The organism is Streptococcus sanguinis, assembly GCF_050234405.1.
GTDB lineage: Bacteria > Bacillota > Bacilli > Lactobacillales > Streptococcaceae > Streptococcus > Streptococcus sanguinis_W.
The window spans coordinates 1,359,951-1,375,789 of the sequence record NZ_CP092117.1; the positions used below are offsets into that span (position 1 = coordinate 1,359,951).

Genomic DNA, 15,839 nt, shown 5'->3' on the forward strand with positions numbered 1-15,839 from the left:
TTAAAAATATATCTTTGAAGGCTGAAATCTTTTGATTTTTGAACAACCTGAAAATAGTGTTCATTTTTAACTAAAAAAATAAAAAAACAAATCTTCGGTTAGAAAATTTGCTTTTTAAAATGTGATTTACTTTGTTAGTCAGGGGTTCAAATTCAACTCAAAGAGGCCGTACTCATGCTTTTCCCCTTGCAATTCTGCCGCATAGTGGCGCGTGACAGTTTTTTGATGAATCAAGGCCCCAATAGCTGAAGCTTGTCGCTTCTGCGCTTCTTTAAAAATCGGATAGGCCAAGGCAGAGCCCAACCCCAAGAATTGCTCATCTACTCCTAGATACATAATCGTATAACGTTTTGGAAAACGCTTGGTCCAAAAAAGCTTGGCTAGGTTAAGAGGAGTCAGATTTTGATAAACCAAAGAGCCATAGTCCGGCATGGCAATCAGAAAACCGGCTAGCTTGCCCTCCTTATAGGCTAGTTTAACCATAGAAAAATCAAGAATATACTGGTATTTTTGAAAAATCTGACTGAACTGCTGACTAGAAATTGACCGATAAATCGGAAAATCTTGATAGAGACGATTGAGAAGCTCAAAAACCTGCAGCGAGGCTTCTTCCCAGTCCTTCTTTTTGGGAGAGCAAATGGTGAAACCCGCTTCTTCAAAAGACTCAAAGCGATGAGCCAGCTTGTCCTGATGAGTTTGATTGCTGACCTTGGGATAAAAATTGGATAGATAGCGCTCCTTGAGCTCAAAACCAGCATCCTGCCACAACTGAGGATAATAGTCTGGATTATGAGGTTCTCCAGTAAAAGGGAGCTCCTCTGTTCCAGTCAGCTGCATTCGATAGCCCAGCCAAAAACTTGCCTGTACGGGACCGATAATCCTGCTAACTCCAAGACTGCGAGCAAAACCTGCTAAATGCTCGATAAAAGCAGATGCAATCTGTTGGTCATTGATCGACTCGAAAAATCCCAAGTAAGCAGCCTCATCATCTGGATAGAAGGTCAGAAGCCCTCGAATACAAGGCCGACTATCCACATAGCCAATAAAAGCATAGGTTTCTAAGTCAGAACTCAGCGGGTGACTGCCTTCAATCAAAGATAGCTCTTCCTCTTCCGACTGCATGAGGTGGTCTGGCTGGTAAATCTGTTTGGGCAGGGCTAGAAAATCGTCCAGCTCTGTCGTATTGGGTTTGACAGGTTTAATTTCCAGCATGGTCTTCCTCCTTGATCAGTCGAATCTTGCCAGTAAGGCCATCCATCTCAATCCAATCATCGTTTTGCAGCTGGCTGCAGGCACCTCTGACATTAACAATAGAAGGAATACCCAACTCGCGGGAAATAATAGCAGTGTGGGAGAGCAAAGACCCCTGCTCGGCAATGACACCCTTGGCTTGGGTCAGAAGATAAACCCAGCCCGGATCGGTCATCTTGGTCACGATAATCCGGTCCTGAGCAGACTCAATCTCCTGCACATCTTCTACGACCAAAACCTGAGCCTTAACGAAACCAGGCGAGCAGCCAATCCCTTGTAAGGCGTGATTAGCCGTATTATGACTGCTGGTATGGTTTTGCGGTTTCAGGTATTTCTCAAAGACCTGTCCAGCAAAAACATATCGACTAAATGTTGGCAGCTCCTTGTCAGCCTCCAACTTCTCTCGACGCTCGGCTATTAAGTCGCTAACATCTCTGGGCTTTCTGGTCAGCTCAAACAATTCTTCCTTTGTCAGGTAAAAAACATTGTCAGGCGTAGCCAACAGCCCTTGCTCGGCTAATTGCTGGCCCAGAGTTCGGAAAATCTGCCGCATCATGCCGTAGATCCGAGTACGATTTAAGCGGGAGCTTTCCCGATATTTAACACCAGCCATGGCTCGCTTGCGAAGATAATTCGTCCACCAGTCTGATTTTTGCACCTCTTCTTCAAGTTTCTGAGGTGCCAACTTCTTCTCCTCTTGCTGGCACATTTGCAGCAGGAGCTTGAGCAGACGCTCTGGATGCGTTCGAAAGGTTGGTGTTTCTAACTTCAACTCTTCTGGAGCCCGATCACCAAATTCATGGATAAAATGGGCAATTTCTTGGACCAAAGGGTGCTGGCGACTTAGAAAGACTGCTGGACTTTCACTTGCCATGGCCTGTCTAATCTCTGCATTTTCTTCTGCTTTCAGCTGAGCTGTTAAAGCCTGCAGAGCCAAAGCCGGCTGCATACTTTCAATCTGCTCAATTCCTGCAATCTCAGCCTGAACAGCCCCGCCGCGACGCGACTTCTTCAGGAGTCCAGTATAGACAAAAGCATAGAGATCATTTACCAGGGTAATGTCCCAGTGAGCCAGAATATCCTCTTTCAGCTTGCTGACCAAGCCAATCAAAGTCTCTGCATCTGCGTCGGGAGAAAAGCTCGCTTCGTATTCTAGCTGAATCTGGGCAAACTGCTCTTCCAATTGCCGCATTTGCTTGGGTGCTGTCCAAAACTCTCGGATGATACGGAGCATGATTTGTAGGCGTTTGAAAGAAGACAGGTGCACCGGCATCTGAGGCACCTCCGTCTCTCTCACTCCCAGCATATCCTGCCAGATAGGAATGATTTTCTTCGAAAAAGGCAAAAGCTGCAGTAGCTGATACCAGCTCTGAATCTGGTAATAAACTCGGCTATTGACAGACTGCAGCATATTTTGAAAAGTGGTTTCATAGGCAGCTAACTCAGGGGCATCCTTGCCAACCAAGCGTTGAGCCAGACTGAGGAAAATGCTGGCATAAGCCTCTTGGATAAAACTAATAGTCAGAGGACTGGAAACGCCCGGATAGCTCTCGACAATGTTGCTGTTATCCAGAATAATCTGCTGTCCCTCTGGCAAGGTAGTAATAGGTCGTGCCTGCAAGAGATAGAGCTGGCCATTGGCGAAGGTAAACTCCATATCCATATAAGGTCCGAAAAGCTGACTTACCTTACTTGCCAAGGTATGTAACTCCGCAAGTTGTTCCTGTGATAAGTCTGGTGAGTCCTCTGTCTGCTCTGTATAAAAGAGCTGGTCCTTGGGATGGAGGGTCACCATTGTCGTAGGAATCTTATCCTCGACAACCTTATTGCCCAAGCCCCGACCGATGACAATGATATGCTCATTCAGAATGCCCTTGGGATTTGCTGTGAAGTAAATCCCAGACAAGTCTCCCTCCTGCATAACCTGAACAAGGCAAATCATCTGCGCCTGCTTCAAAGATAGGCCTTGCTCAAACAGATAACTAAGAGCCGACTCCTGATAAAGAGAGAGCAAGGTCGCTTGGATAGCTTCTTTAAGTCCATCCGACTTCACATTGAGCTGGCTCTCAAACTGACCGGCAAATGATGAAGCCTTCCCATCCTCAATGGTTGCTGATGATCGGACTGCGAAGCGACAGTCTTTCTGAGAAAACTCCTGCCGAATCCAGTTTTCTGCCACTGTCAGATCTTCTTGCGCAAATTGCTCTTTAGCCCAGTCCTGGAGTTGCTGACTGAGTTGGGACAAGCCCAACTCTCCAGACCGATAAGCTGCTTCCATCCGCTCCAAGTCAGCAGAGCTGGCAGATTTTTGAAAAAACTTAAAAGCAAACACTGCAAAGTCAGGAACCGGCAAACCAGCAGCCTGCATTTTCAGCAAATGATAGGCCTTGCCTCCGACCTGGTCTATCCCTGTCTGCTTGATTCTTTTCATCAAAGTACCCCCATCAAGAGATAAACAGCAACGGACAGAACCATGGTCGTCTCCGTGATATAAGTATAACGCTCCACCCGCTCCCGGATATTAAAGCGAGTCGGATCCTTGATAAACTGCTCAAACTGGACAGTCATCCAGATAACATTCAGCACTAAGACTACCACTCCGACATGGGAAATATTCCAGAGGAGAGCAAAATTGGTCAAGATATCCAGCAGAGTCACCACCTCGATAAAGCGAGTGGCTTTTTTGTAGCCAAAAAGCTTAGAATAGGTCACATACTCTGTCTCGTCTTTTGGCGCCCGAATCTTGCGGCAGACTTCCCAGATCAGACTTGGGAAATACATGGTAAAGGCCAGCAAGACAGTCGGCAGGGACAAGAGAGGCAGATTGTACTTGTAGCAGACAAAAGAGATAGTATAGAGATTCAAAATCATCATGACCGGATTATGGGTCACTAGAGCCAGTGGCAGAGAATTTTGAATCTTGTCACGCTTGAAGAACCAGAAGGACATGAGGGTTCCGTAGATATAGAGAAAGAGGAACCAGCCAATATTGTTCATAAAGAGAACATTGAGAAGTACAGACACAGCTACGATAAAGCTGAGTGCAATAGCCAAGTCCTTCTTTTTCACCCGGCCAGATGGCAGAGCTCGATGAGGAAAGAGACGTCTATCGGTCTCATAGTCCTTGAAATCATCCGCAATTCGCAGAATCATTAGAAAGACAAAAATCGTAAAAATCCCAATCAACTCCTGATGATCAAAGTGAAAGGTGGTCACTCCGTCATTGAGCAAGAGGACAAAATAAATCTCAAAAAACATGATGGCCGCCACAAAAAAGCGCGGCAGCAAAGGAAACATTTCCTTATAATAAACAGCTAATCGTTTAAACATAGCTTTTCTCCAATCTTTTCACCCATTTGAATCTGGGTTTCTATTCCGAGGTCTGAGTTAGTCAGAATATCCTGATCCAAGCGAATCGTGCCTGCTGGATAGAGGACAAGAATGGTTGAGCCGCCCAGACCAAAGCAGCCCTTTTCCTGTCCCCTGACCAAATAATCCTGACTATGATTGTATATTCTTCCGACCAAGAGAGCCCCTATTTCCATCTGCAGGACAGGTCCTAAGTCGGTATCTAAAAGACAGTATTCTCTTTTATTTTCCTTGTAAATCAGGCGCCGCTTCTGGGCTACCTGTCTGACCGTATGCAGGCGTCCTTTGATTTTTCGTCTTTGGATAATGCTGCCGGATTCAGCTGCCAGATATCGGTGCAGGTCTTCTACTCCCAAGCGATAGACAAGCGCTGTTCCGCCTCTAAATAGCTGAGCCAACTCTTCATCCATCAATAAGTCAGCTAGTCTGTATGTCTGACCCTTAATCGTCAGCTGCAAATCCTGACTAATGGTAAAAGCCTCTAGTTTGGCATCTGCCACTGCCAGTACTTGACTGTCAGGACAGATTGGACGCAAATCAGGCTTGATTTTCCGCTGAAAAAAAGCGGCAAAGCTAGAATAAGGGCCATCCTCATAGTCAGCCAGATTCAGCTGATAATTTTCCACAAAAGCTGCTATTTTCTTGCGAGAAAAAGGAGTGTAGTCTTTCAAAGTCAGAAGATAAGACAGGCTAGGTCGGGTCAAGATAGGCAATAGGAAGCGACCCCAAGCAGTACCATAAAGCTTGTCTAACAGACCCGCCTTGTATTCTGTCGGTTCCACTACCTGTCCAGTCCTTCTCTGATAGACCTTAACCATGCGGGAGACCCCCCAGACCAATCAGACTTGCAACAGCTAAAATCGCAAAGACCAGATAGGCCAGCTTATTTGGCTTGGGAATCCGGCAGTTGTAAACAAATAGGAAGGTCAGCAAAAGAGACAAGCCCAGCCACACCCAGGCAAAGAGACCAGGCGCCAGCCATTGACAGACCAGATAGGTCAGAGGGAAAAATAGGGCGCTGTAGGTCACGGGCAAGCCGATAAAATAAGAGCCAGATCCTTCATCATGTTTGGCCAAACGGTTAAAATGAGCCAAGCGCGTGACCGCAGCCAAGACATAGAGGACAGCCAAGATGATATTGGCCGCTCCCAAGGGCAGCTGGGTCATAAAGAGCACAGCCGGGAGAGCCGCAAAGCTAATCATGTCGCAGAGCGAATCAATTTCAATGCCGAAACGCTTCTGACTTTCAGTCCGCTTCATCCGTCGCGCAACCACACCGTCAAAGAGGTCACAGATACCGCTAACGATAAAAGCCATCATGGCTAGCCGCAGCTGGGACTGAATGATGGCATAGACTGCCAACAGTGCAAAAGCAGCGCCCATATAGGTCAGGATAACAGATTTGTCGTATTCACCGATAAACAAAGGTTCATTCTTCTTCATGAATTCTTATTTCTCCTCTTCTTCCATCTAAAGTTACCATCATGCCAGTTTCTAGCAGCTGAGTTGCATTCTTAGCGCAGACCAGAGCTGGAATCCCGCATTCCCGAGCGACAATGGAGGCATGGCAAAGAACCCCGCCATACTCTGTCACAAGACCACCTAGAATACCAAAAACATAGCTCCAGCCCGTATCTGTATAGCGAGTGACAAGAATTTCTCCCGGTTCAATCGTCTCAATATCCGCCAAATCCAAGAGGACTCGAACCCGACCGGTTACCTGACCGCTGCTGGCTGGCATTCCCGTCAGCAGGGCCTGACTCTCATGGGCCACCTCTTCCAGGCTCATCTCTTTGTCGGTCAGATCACCCACTGGCTCAAAATTCCGATAGGCCTGGCAATAATGCTGATTATCAGCTGCTTCTTCTTGAAGCTGGTCTGCAGTCTTTTGCCCTTCCATAAAGGCAGTCAGACTTTCTTTCTTAAGGTAAAAAATATCTTGAGAATCTTTCAGAAAGCCTTGCTTTTCATAGGCTCGGCCGAGTTTGAGGCTAATCTGACGAATGAGGTGGTAGTAGCGCGTGGAAATATCCTTGAACTCCTCTCGCCACCAGAGCAAGTTCCGAAGGTCTTCGCTGATTTTTTCTATCTTTTTCTGCTTGGCTCGAGATAGATGAGCCAGATCCAGCTCAGACTCTGAGACAGGACTGAGCGAAGCTTTGGCTGCCTGGTAATACGCTGAATCAACAACCAACTGCTGAATCGCTGTCAGAACCTGATGAGCATCTTCTTCGTAACTCGCTACTCGCAAGTCCAGCTCCCGAGCCGAGTGATAACCAAAGTCCTTTTGGAAATCCTGAATCTTAATAAAATCTGCTCGCTCAGGATATTGTGCTGCCAGTCCCTGCAATTCTTCCACCGATAGCTTCAGCCAATCGTCTGTCAGTTTCTCGTCTGTTAAAATAAGATCCGCAGCTTCCAGCATTCGAGTCAAAGGCTTGGTATGCGAAACATTTCCCAACTTAGCAATTAGTTGAAAAAATTCATCGACCGTCAGCCATTTGAGGAGAGTTGTCTTTTTCATTGACAGCTGGACCGTATTGATGTAGGCCTGCCAGAAATAAGTTCCCTCATTGTCTAAATAAGCCTGATTTAGCACTAACTGCCAAAGACTCTCGACTTGCTGGAGCGGACTTTGGTCGTTCAGTTCTCGTATTTCTTGATTCAAGCGGTTAAATTGCTGGCGCAGCTCTTGCAGCTTGTCTGGCGCCTGATGCAGAAAAGTCTTAGTTACTTTTTGCGTTTTCAAAGCGACCCGCAGGAAATTTAAGAGCAAGGCTGGACTTAATTTACTAGTAAAACCTTGTCCTTGGTAGTCTTTATTAACTCCCAGCTCATCATCAAAGTCTCGCTCAATATAGCCCGGAATCTGCTCCATACCTTGCTTGACCACGCCTAAGTTCCAGAAAGGCCGAGCATAATGCAGGCGCATCAGCGGCGGCATCACACCATCTGGCTCTAGGCCAATTGCCAGCAAAAAGCTGGAGAGTGCCTCTTGCCAAGAATGGCGGTAAAGGCTCCACATCAGATTTGGACAGGGCTGGGCCGCGACGCCACCGTCCCGAAAATTCGCTGTCGTCCAGCGGCCACTGTAGATTTTAGTTGGCACTGTCGTGATTGGCCGAGCCTGCAGCAGATAGACTTGCTCTTGTACGGCACACCACTCAATATCCATTGCCCGACCAAAATACGCCACAATCTCCAACACCAGTTCATGCAGCTTCTGCAAGACTGCCCGAGGCATTTCAACTTTTTCAAACTGGCTCCAGGTCGGATTGTACCAAGGAAGAGTCAGCTGCTCAGGATTAACTTGGCCACTAACCAAGCTATCAGCCGAGCCTTTTACATACTCCAACAGCATGGTCTGGTCCTGATTAGTTGCCACATCAAGGGAAAAGCAGACGCCACTGAAGTCAGGCTCTATCTGCTCCTGAATCAGCACTGCCATGGCAAAATCCTGCTCTGCCAGCCCCTGACGCTGCCAGTAAGCCAAGGCTTCTGGATTAAAGAGGGAAAGCAGACAAGAACGAATGCCCTGTTCGATTTCTGACAGTGTCCGGCAGTTGCCAATCGAGTCATATTGACCGGCAAATGACATGGCCTGTCCGTCTTCTAAAAGGGCACTGCTGCGAACAATATAAGCTTGATTTTCCTGACAAAAAGCTGCTAACTCCTGTAGCCAAGCTGGCTCCAAGGGATATTGCTGCAAACACTCGGCAATTTCCTCCTTGCCCAGTTTGATTAACTCTTTAAGTCCCTCTTTTGAGTATTCTGGCAGAGCCGCTCTTAGCCAAGCCATTACTTGATCCGCAGGCAAAATCAAACCCTTAGGAACCGAAAGCCCCAGCTGACAGAGGTTGATTAACTGATTGATTTTACCGCCATAGACGACCGAAGGCTCTTTTTCCAGCCATAGTTCTTTCATCAAAAACTCCCATCTCACATACGATTTTTTCTAAGCTTAGCCCAGTAGAGCAGACGATTGACTCCTAGATGCGTGCCCGCCCCGAGAATAAGTATGCCAAGCATCTGCTGCCAAGACAGAGGGATATAGAAAAGCAAGAAAATAATACAGCCAATCAAGGAATCAATCTGGTCTATCCAGATAAAGGTCCATTTCCAGCCATTCTCCGCCGTCTTCCCCTCTCTGATTTCCAAACGGCGCTTGATAAAGCTATTGGGCAGCTCAAACAAAACATAAGCCAGCCCCAAAAGAGCCCCAAGGACCAGATTAAAGAGCACGGTATTTTCGTAGAAAGCATAGACCATGTGCAACTTCTCTAGGCTAGGAATATTCTTCAAGAACAATCCCCAAAGGATCTGCGCCAAAGCTCCCCAGACAATCATACCCAAGAAACCTTTCCAGGTCTTGTTAGCCCCAAACAGCCTCTTCCCATCCTTTAAAATCAGCCCAGCATCCATTGGTCGATAAGCCGCCTCTAGCAGTGAAGACTTGCAAAAGATCATATTCAGTACTCCAGCCAGAATGACCGGCATCAGGGTGATATATAAGGCAAGAATCGAACGCATACTTATTTCCTATTCTTTTTATGAAAATCAGTTTGAAAAGATTAAGAGACTTCTCAGACTTTTATGACTTCATTATATCATAAGTCTCTAAAGCCCTTACACAACAAATTGTCAACAACTGTCACATCTGATTGTTGTACAAAAATTCGTTATTCTAAAATGTTGCTTCCCGTCGCATCTGTAACTGCCTGATTTTTTAAGAAATACTAATAATTAGTAACAAATAAACAAGATTGTAGATAATATGTCAATCAATCTTCTTTTTATTATAAAAGGCTTTTAAAAATTTGTAAAGAAGGGTTTTATAATTCAAAGTAAAAAACCAGCTTTTCTAGCTGGTTTGTCAGTTTATCTTCTGTCATCATAGCCATTTGGATGACTGGAATGCCATTTCCAAGCAGTTTCGATAATGGTTTCGATATTGTCAAATTTCGGCTGCCAACCCAGAACATTTCTTGCTTTCTCAGAGGAAGCAATCAGCGTATCCGGATCGCCTGGGCGCCGCTCTGCTATTTCCAAAGGAATAGGATGGCCGGTCACCTTTCGTGCTGCTTCTACAATCTGCAGGTTGGAAAAACCAGTCGAAGAGCCAAGGTTAAAGGCTTCTGAAGGATGACCAGCTCGCAGGTGCTCGACAGCCAGAATATGGGCTTCGGCCAAGTCGAAAGGATGGACATAGTCGCGGACATTGGTTCCGTCCGGAGTGTCATAGTCGTCGCCAAAGACGGCAATCTTCTCACGTTTGCCCTGAGCCACCTGAAGCACAATGGGCAGGAGATGGGTTTCAGGTCCGTGGTCCTCACCGATTGAGCCGTCGGGCTTGGCACCGGCTACATTGAAATAACGCAGGGCTACAAACTTGATACCATAGGCCTGGTCTGCCCAGCGCATAATGGTCTCCATCATGAGTTTGCTCTCACCATAAGGATTAATCGGCTTTTGCGGAGTTGTTTCCAGAATCGGCACTTCCTCAGGAATGCCATAAGTTGCAGCAGTTGAAGAAAAGACAATGTTTTTAACGCCGCATTCCTGCATGACCTCCAAAAGAGAAACCATGCCGGCTGTATTATTATCAAAATACTTGAGCGGGTCCGCCATTGACTCTGCGACCAGTGAAAAGGCAGCAAAGTGAATGACTGCATCGATGGATGGATGTTTGGCAAAAACGCCACGCATAAAGTCCTTATCCGCCAAATCCCCCTCATAAAAGACTGCTTGCGGATGGACGGCTGCCCGATGGCCAGTCACCAAATTATCAACGACGACTACCTCTTCCTTGCCTGCTGCTACCAGACGGTCTACCATGTGCGAGCCGATATATCCAGCTCCACCTAATACTAAAATTGCCATAAAACTTCCTTTCCCTGTTACGCTAGTTTCATTATAACACATTTCCTAGGGCTGGATGCCGACGGATTGGACGAAGCGCATGAAAGCCTCCTGCCCTTCCTCTGTTCGCTTGTAAACACCCGCATCTTCCAGTACTCGGCTGAAAATTTGTCCAACCGAGGCCTGAACTACTCCTTCCACCGTCTCAGCGGAAACATTCGGATGCTGGTTTTTGAGTTGATTGGCCCACTCCTGATGATAGGCAGCAACCTGACAGTCTTCTCCCAGCAAGAAAAGTTCCACCTGCTTGAGTTCTTCCTTGAGCCGAGGCGGCAGAATAGCCAGTCCCATCACCTCAATCAGACCGATATTTTCTTTCTTAATATGCTGCACATCCTTATGAGGGTGATAAATGCCGTCTGGATGTTCTGGGGAAGTTTGATTGTCCCGCAAGACCAAGTCTAGCTCAAAAGATCCATCTTTTCTGCGCGCAATCGGTGTGATAGTATGGTGAGGCTCACCCTCAGACTCTGCCAAGACCTGCACACTCGGGTCAGAATAAGTCCGCCAAGCTTGCAAGATCTTGTCAGCCAACTCAATCAACTGTTCCTTCTTCTCAAACCTTAGACGAATAACGGACATAGGCCACTTGACAATGCCTGCCTCCACCTCTTCAAAGCCGCTAAAGGTAAAGCTGCAATCCAGCTCTGCTATTTCCATAGGGAAGGTGTGACGTCCTCCCTGATAGTGGTCGTGGGTCAGGATAGAGCCACCGACAATCGGCAGATCGGCGTTGGAGCCAGCGAAATAACCCGGAAAGGTCTCCACGATGTCCAGTAAGCGCTCAAAGGTCAGCCGACTGATAGCCATGGGAAGGTGCTGGCTGTGGAGAAAGATGCAATGCTCATTAAAGTAGGCATAGGGTGAATACTGGAAGCCCCATTCCTGTCCAACCAAGTCAAATCGGACAATCCGATGGTTGGCGCGGGCTGGGTGGTCCAAGCGCCCTTGGTAACCTTCATTTTCCATGCAAAGCTGGCAGGCTGGATAATGGCTGGTCTTTGCCTTTTTAGCTGCCGCAATTTCCTTGGGATCCTTTTCTGGCTTAGAGAGATTGATGGTGATTTCCAAATCTCCATATTCAGTCGGTGCTTTGAAAGCAATGTTTTTAGCAATAGCCTTGACCTTGATGTAGTCATTCTTTTGACTAAGCTGGTAAAAATCAGCTACAGCTTGCTCGGGACTTGAGGCATAGGTCGTCCAGAAGTCCTGATTGAGCCGACTAGGGGCTGGTGTGATTAAGTTCATGAGCTCAGCTCCCAGTATATCCTGCTCAGCCAGAGTATCACCAATCTTCCCATTCTTCACAGCTACGGCTACCAAGTCATCCTTAAGGTCAATTAGCTGCTCAGCCTCCATATCCTGCTCTGCCACTGCCTCTCCGACTAAAGCCATGACACGATTGCTCAGATAGATGGTGTCCATTTCCTCAAAAGTGCTATTGTCAATCACTGCTGATACGAAAGCATCCAGTAACTTCTTGGACATAGTTCTTCCTTTCTCTTGCTAGTAAAGAGAGTGGGACAGAAATCGGTAATTCGTTAGAATTCGATTTCGTCGTCCCACCTCCGCACAGTTGATTAGGGCTGTAAAAGCTGATGAAATCAGCGTAATAGAGCCCACTCAACCACTGCGTCTTGCTCGACAATCCAAAGACAATTGAGAGGCTAGGACTTTTGTCCCAGACCCAAGTTCCTTTTCTCTGATTTAGTCCAGCACTCGGCTTCCACCAGCTACTTCTGCTATATAAAAACTAGGGGCATAGCCAACGACTTCTTGATACTTGCGGCCGATATTTTCTTTGAAAGATTCCACCGCATCCTTACCAACTAAAGCAATGGCGCAGCCACCGAAGCCTGCTCCGGTCATACGAGCCCCCAAAACACCTTCTTGCTCCCAGGCTGTGTGAACCAAGGTGTCCAGCTCTAGACCAGTCACTTCATAGTCATGCTCCAAAGAAACATGGGACGCATTCATGAGACGGCCAAACTTGTCAAGATCGCCTGCCTGCAAAGCTGCCCGTGCTTGCAAAGTCCGTTGATTTTCTAAAACAGCATGGCGAGCCCGTTTGAGACAATTTTCGTCCTCTATCAGATAGCTATACTCATCAAAGGACCATTCATCCAACTCACCCAAGGTTGCGATAGATAGCTTACGGTTCAGTTCTTCAACAGCTTTTTCACACTCAGCACGGCGCTCATTGTACTTAGAGTCAGCCAACTCACGTCGCTTGTTGGTATTCATAATCACTACAACATTGTCCTGGAGATCAAGCGGTACCAAATCATACTCGAGAGTATTGGTGTCTAGGTAAATAGCCCGCTGGTCAGCTCCCATTCCGATAGCAAACTGGTCCATGATGCCAGAATTAACCCCGATAAACTCATTTTCAGTTAATTTACCGATTTTCACTAGGTCCAGACGTTCCAACTGCAAGTCAAAGAGTTTCTCAGCAATGACACCCGTCAAAAGCTCTAGTGATGCAGAAGAAGACAAGCCAGAACCATTTGGAATATTTCCATAAACATAGACATCCATGCCTCGGTCAATTGTATGACCTGCCTCCTGCAGAAAATGCAGAACTCCTTTCGGATAGTTGGTCCAGTTATGCTCAGGCTCAAAGTGCAGGTTTTCCAGCGACACTTCAATAATCCCTTTTTCTTCAAAATTCCCTGAGAAGAATCTCAAGAGCTGATCGTCCCGCTTGCGAGCCGCTCCATAAGTTCCTAGAGAAATCGCAGCAGGAAAAACATGGCCGCCGTTATAGTCCGTATGCTCACCGATCAGATTGATCCGACCGGGTGAAAAGAAAGTGTGGTCCGCTTCTACTCCAAAGACCTTGGCAAAATCTGCTCGGACTTGCTCCGCTGAAATTAGGTTTGACATAAGCTAAACTCCTTTAAAACGAATAATCGATATTGTAATCGTTTTTTTATCTTTATTATAACTGTTTCCGAGTAAAACTTCAATAAATTTAGTAAAATTTTACTTAACAAAATGTTTACTAAATTCTTCTTTGTTATTTACTAATTTTTGAGTTATAATTTATGTAGACAGTAAATTAAAAAGGACCAAATCAAATGGCTACTATCAAAGATATCGCCCAAACTGCTGGTGTTTCTCCCGCAACTGTTTCTCGGGTTTTGAACTATGACAAGTCCATGTCTGTCAGCGATGAGACGCGCAAAAAAATTTTCGATATCGCTGAACAGCTTAACTACAAAAAAAGCAACAGGCAGAAAAAGACTGCATCTCAAACCCATCGCATCGCTATCGTTGAATGGTACACCGAGCTGGAAGAGCTGGATGATCTTTACTACTACTCCATCCGCTTAGGCATTGAAAAGAAAGCCCAGGAACTGGGCTATGATATCGTACGGATTTTCAACAACGACTCTCTAAGCCAGCTAGAGCAGATTGACGGCATCATTGCCATCGGAAAATTTAGCAGCAAGCAAGTCAAGGAGCTGGAGCAATACAGTCCTGCCCTGGTTTTCGTGGATAGCGATACGCTCGACCAAGGCCACAGCTGTGTGACAACGGACTTTGAGCATGCCGTTACTCATGTTCTCGACCATTTTCTTCAGCAGGGCTTTCGAGAAATCGGTATGATTGCTGGACGTGAAGAGACCGCAGACGGAACGACAAGTCTTGACGATCCGCGCTTGGCCTGCTTCTGCCGTTACCTTAGTGACAAAGGTCTTTATCAGCCGACTTATGTCAAGACAGGCAAGTTCTCCTCAGAGTCGGGCTACCAGCTGATGAAAGACATGATTGACGAACAAAAAGAACAGATGCCCAAAGCATTTTTCATAGCCAGCGATGCTCTGTCTGTCGGTGCCCTCCGTGCTCTTCAGGAAGCGGGAATAGCTGTTCCCCAAGATGTCCAGATTATTTCCTTTAATGACACATCCATTGCCAAATACGTCTATCCGCCTCTCAGCACTGTGACAGTCTTTACAGAGGAAATGGGCAAGCAAGCTCTGCAGATGCTGGACCAGATGATTAAAACTGACGAAAGCCCCATCCCTTATATGATCAAGCTCTCAACCAAGCTGACACTAAGAGAAAGCAGCCTTTAAGCTAGAAAGACCGCCTATGAAAACCTACGAAAAAATCTTTGACATCCTCAGCCAGGCTGACGACTATGTCAACGGAGAAAAAATAGCCCAAGAATTGGGCATTTCACGAACTTCCATTTGGAAAGCCATCCAAAAACTGGAAAAAGAAGGTATTCAAATCGAATCCGTCAAGAACCGGAGCTATCGATTGACAACTGGTGACTTGCTGATTCCTGATTGGATTGAGGCAAACTCACCTGTTCAGATCTCATTTAATCCTGACTGCCAGTCCACTCAGATGGACGCCAAGGCTGGCATGGAGACCGGACGCCCGGCCAACACTCTTTATCTGGCCGCTGCCCAATCTGCTGGTCGTGGCCGTTTCGGTCGTGTCTTCTTCTGTCCCAGCCAAGGTGGCTTCTATATGTCTCTCCACCTCAAGCCCAACCTCCCCTTCGACCAGCTCCCCTCCTATACAATCTTGACCGCAGGAGCTATCTACAAGGCAGTAAAAAATCTAACCCTTATAGAGGTTGATATCAAGTGGGTCAATGACATTTACTATCGAAACAAGAAAATTTCCGGCATCCTGACCGAGGCTACAACTTCTATCGAGACAGGACTCGTCACCGATGTCATCATCGGTGTTGGCTTTAATTTTTTCATTAGAGACTTTCCAGCTGAGATTAAAGAAAAAGCTGGCTCCCTCTTTGAAGAGAAACCAGCCATTAGTCGCAATGAGCTCATTGCCGAGATTTGGAAATGCTTCTACGAAAGTGACCCAGAAGAGCTCATCTATCTCTACAAGGAGCGTTCCTTGGTGCTGGGACGACAAGTGACCTTTAGCCAAAAAGGCGTGGACTACCAAGGTTTAGCCAAAGACATCTCAGACAGCGGACAACTCTTAGTCCAGCTGACTGATGGTCAGGCAATCTGGCTCAACAGTGGCGAAGTCTCGTTGACCAGTTGGTAATCAAAAATTTCATTTCAAAAGGACTGAGTCTTAATGACTCAGTCCTGTTTTCATTATTTCGGTCCTAAATGTTTATCGATTTCATCCACAATCCGCCCTATGACATAGGAAATCTGCAGATTGCGCAGCACCAAAACTGCCCAAAAAGCAGCCATGAAATAGCGCCCCGCCATGATGGATTCATTGAAAAAATAGGTTTCTAAGGCTGTGAAAACAGCCATCACAATAAATTGTCGTCTGTTCATAGTTTTATTATAACACGAAAG

At 46.5% G+C, this 15,839-nt stretch carries 13 protein-coding genes; 2 read left to right on the forward strand and 11 right to left on the reverse strand.

The genetic code is table 11. The annotated features are described in order from the left end of the window. Positions 1-138: 138 nt before the first annotated feature. The 10 genes from MFP28_RS06785 to MFP28_RS06830 form a co-directional block, all read right to left on the reverse strand. Positions 139-1,212: a hypothetical protein gene (locus MFP28_RS06785; protein ID WP_002906715.1), complete on the reverse strand. Its 1,074-nt coding sequence runs from the start codon at positions 1,210-1,212 to the stop codon at positions 139-141. Then, on the reverse strand, positions 1,199-3,682 hold the full coding sequence (locus MFP28_RS06790; RefSeq protein ID WP_002906716.1) for a phosphoenolpyruvate synthase: 2,484 nt from the start codon (positions 3,680-3,682) through the stop codon (positions 1,199-1,201). Before MFP28_RS06790 ends, MFP28_RS06785 begins: the two co-directional genes overlap by 14 nt. Next, the gene (locus MFP28_RS06795; RefSeq protein ID WP_002906717.1) at positions 3,682-4,581 is read right to left on the reverse strand and encodes a UbiA family prenyltransferase; all 900 of its coding nucleotides are present in this window, start codon (positions 4,579-4,581) and stop codon (positions 3,682-3,684) included. Before MFP28_RS06795 ends, MFP28_RS06790 begins: the two co-directional genes overlap by 1 nt. Then, a complete protein-coding gene (locus MFP28_RS06800; RefSeq protein ID WP_002906719.1) occupies positions 4,566-5,438 on the reverse strand; it encodes a phosphatidylserine decarboxylase in 873 nt (290 codons plus the stop codon). The genes MFP28_RS06795 and MFP28_RS06800 overlap by 16 nt, the downstream gene beginning before the upstream one ends. Next, entirely contained in the window at positions 5,431-6,063 is a 633-nt protein-coding gene (locus MFP28_RS06805) for a CDP-alcohol phosphatidyltransferase family protein (protein WP_002906721.1), read from the reverse strand. Before MFP28_RS06805 ends, MFP28_RS06800 begins: the two co-directional genes overlap by 8 nt. Continuing rightward, positions 6,050-8,545, reverse strand: coding sequence for a PEP/pyruvate-binding domain-containing protein (locus MFP28_RS06810; RefSeq protein WP_032915947.1), 2,496 nt, complete (start codon positions 8,543-8,545; stop codon positions 6,050-6,052). Before MFP28_RS06810 ends, MFP28_RS06805 begins: the two co-directional genes overlap by 14 nt. Positions 8,546-8,559: 14 nt before the next feature. Then, entirely contained in the window at positions 8,560-9,150 is a 591-nt protein-coding gene (locus MFP28_RS06815) for a CDP-archaeol synthase (protein ID WP_002906724.1), read from the reverse strand. A gap of 348 nt (positions 9,151-9,498) precedes the next feature. Next, a complete protein-coding gene (galE, locus tag MFP28_RS06820) occupies positions 9,499-10,500 on the reverse strand; it encodes a UDP-glucose 4-epimerase GalE (RefSeq protein ID WP_032915949.1) in 1,002 nt (333 codons plus the stop codon). 45 nt (positions 10,501-10,545) lie between these two features. Then, entirely contained in the window at positions 10,546-12,027 is a 1,482-nt protein-coding gene (gene galT / locus MFP28_RS06825) for a UDP-glucose--hexose-1-phosphate uridylyltransferase (protein WP_002906726.1), read from the reverse strand. 219 nt (positions 12,028-12,246) lie between these two features. Further along, positions 12,247-13,425, reverse strand: coding sequence for a galactokinase (locus MFP28_RS06830; RefSeq protein ID WP_002906727.1), 1,179 nt, complete (start codon positions 13,423-13,425; stop codon positions 12,247-12,249). 194 nt (positions 13,426-13,619) lie between these two features. On the opposite strand from MFP28_RS06830, the gene MFP28_RS06835 reads away from it, so the two are divergent. Both MFP28_RS06835 and birA read left to right on the forward strand, forming a co-directional pair. Then, positions 13,620-14,621, forward strand: coding sequence for a LacI family DNA-binding transcriptional regulator (locus MFP28_RS06835; protein WP_002906728.1), 1,002 nt, complete (start codon positions 13,620-13,622; stop codon positions 14,619-14,621). Between the two features lie 16 nt (positions 14,622-14,637). After that, positions 14,638-15,573 carry a bifunctional biotin--[acetyl-CoA-carboxylase] ligase/biotin operon repressor BirA gene (birA, locus tag MFP28_RS06840; RefSeq protein WP_002906729.1) on the forward strand — a complete coding sequence of 312 codons (936 nt, stop codon included), beginning with the start codon at positions 14,638-14,640 and terminating at the stop codon, positions 15,571-15,573. A gap of 53 nt (positions 15,574-15,626) precedes the next feature. Here the strand turns inward: birA and MFP28_RS06845 are convergent, their stop codons facing one another. Further along, entirely contained in the window at positions 15,627-15,818 is a 192-nt protein-coding gene (locus tag MFP28_RS06845) for a DUF3272 family protein (protein WP_002906730.1), read from the reverse strand. Positions 15,819-15,839 lie beyond the last annotated feature (21 nt).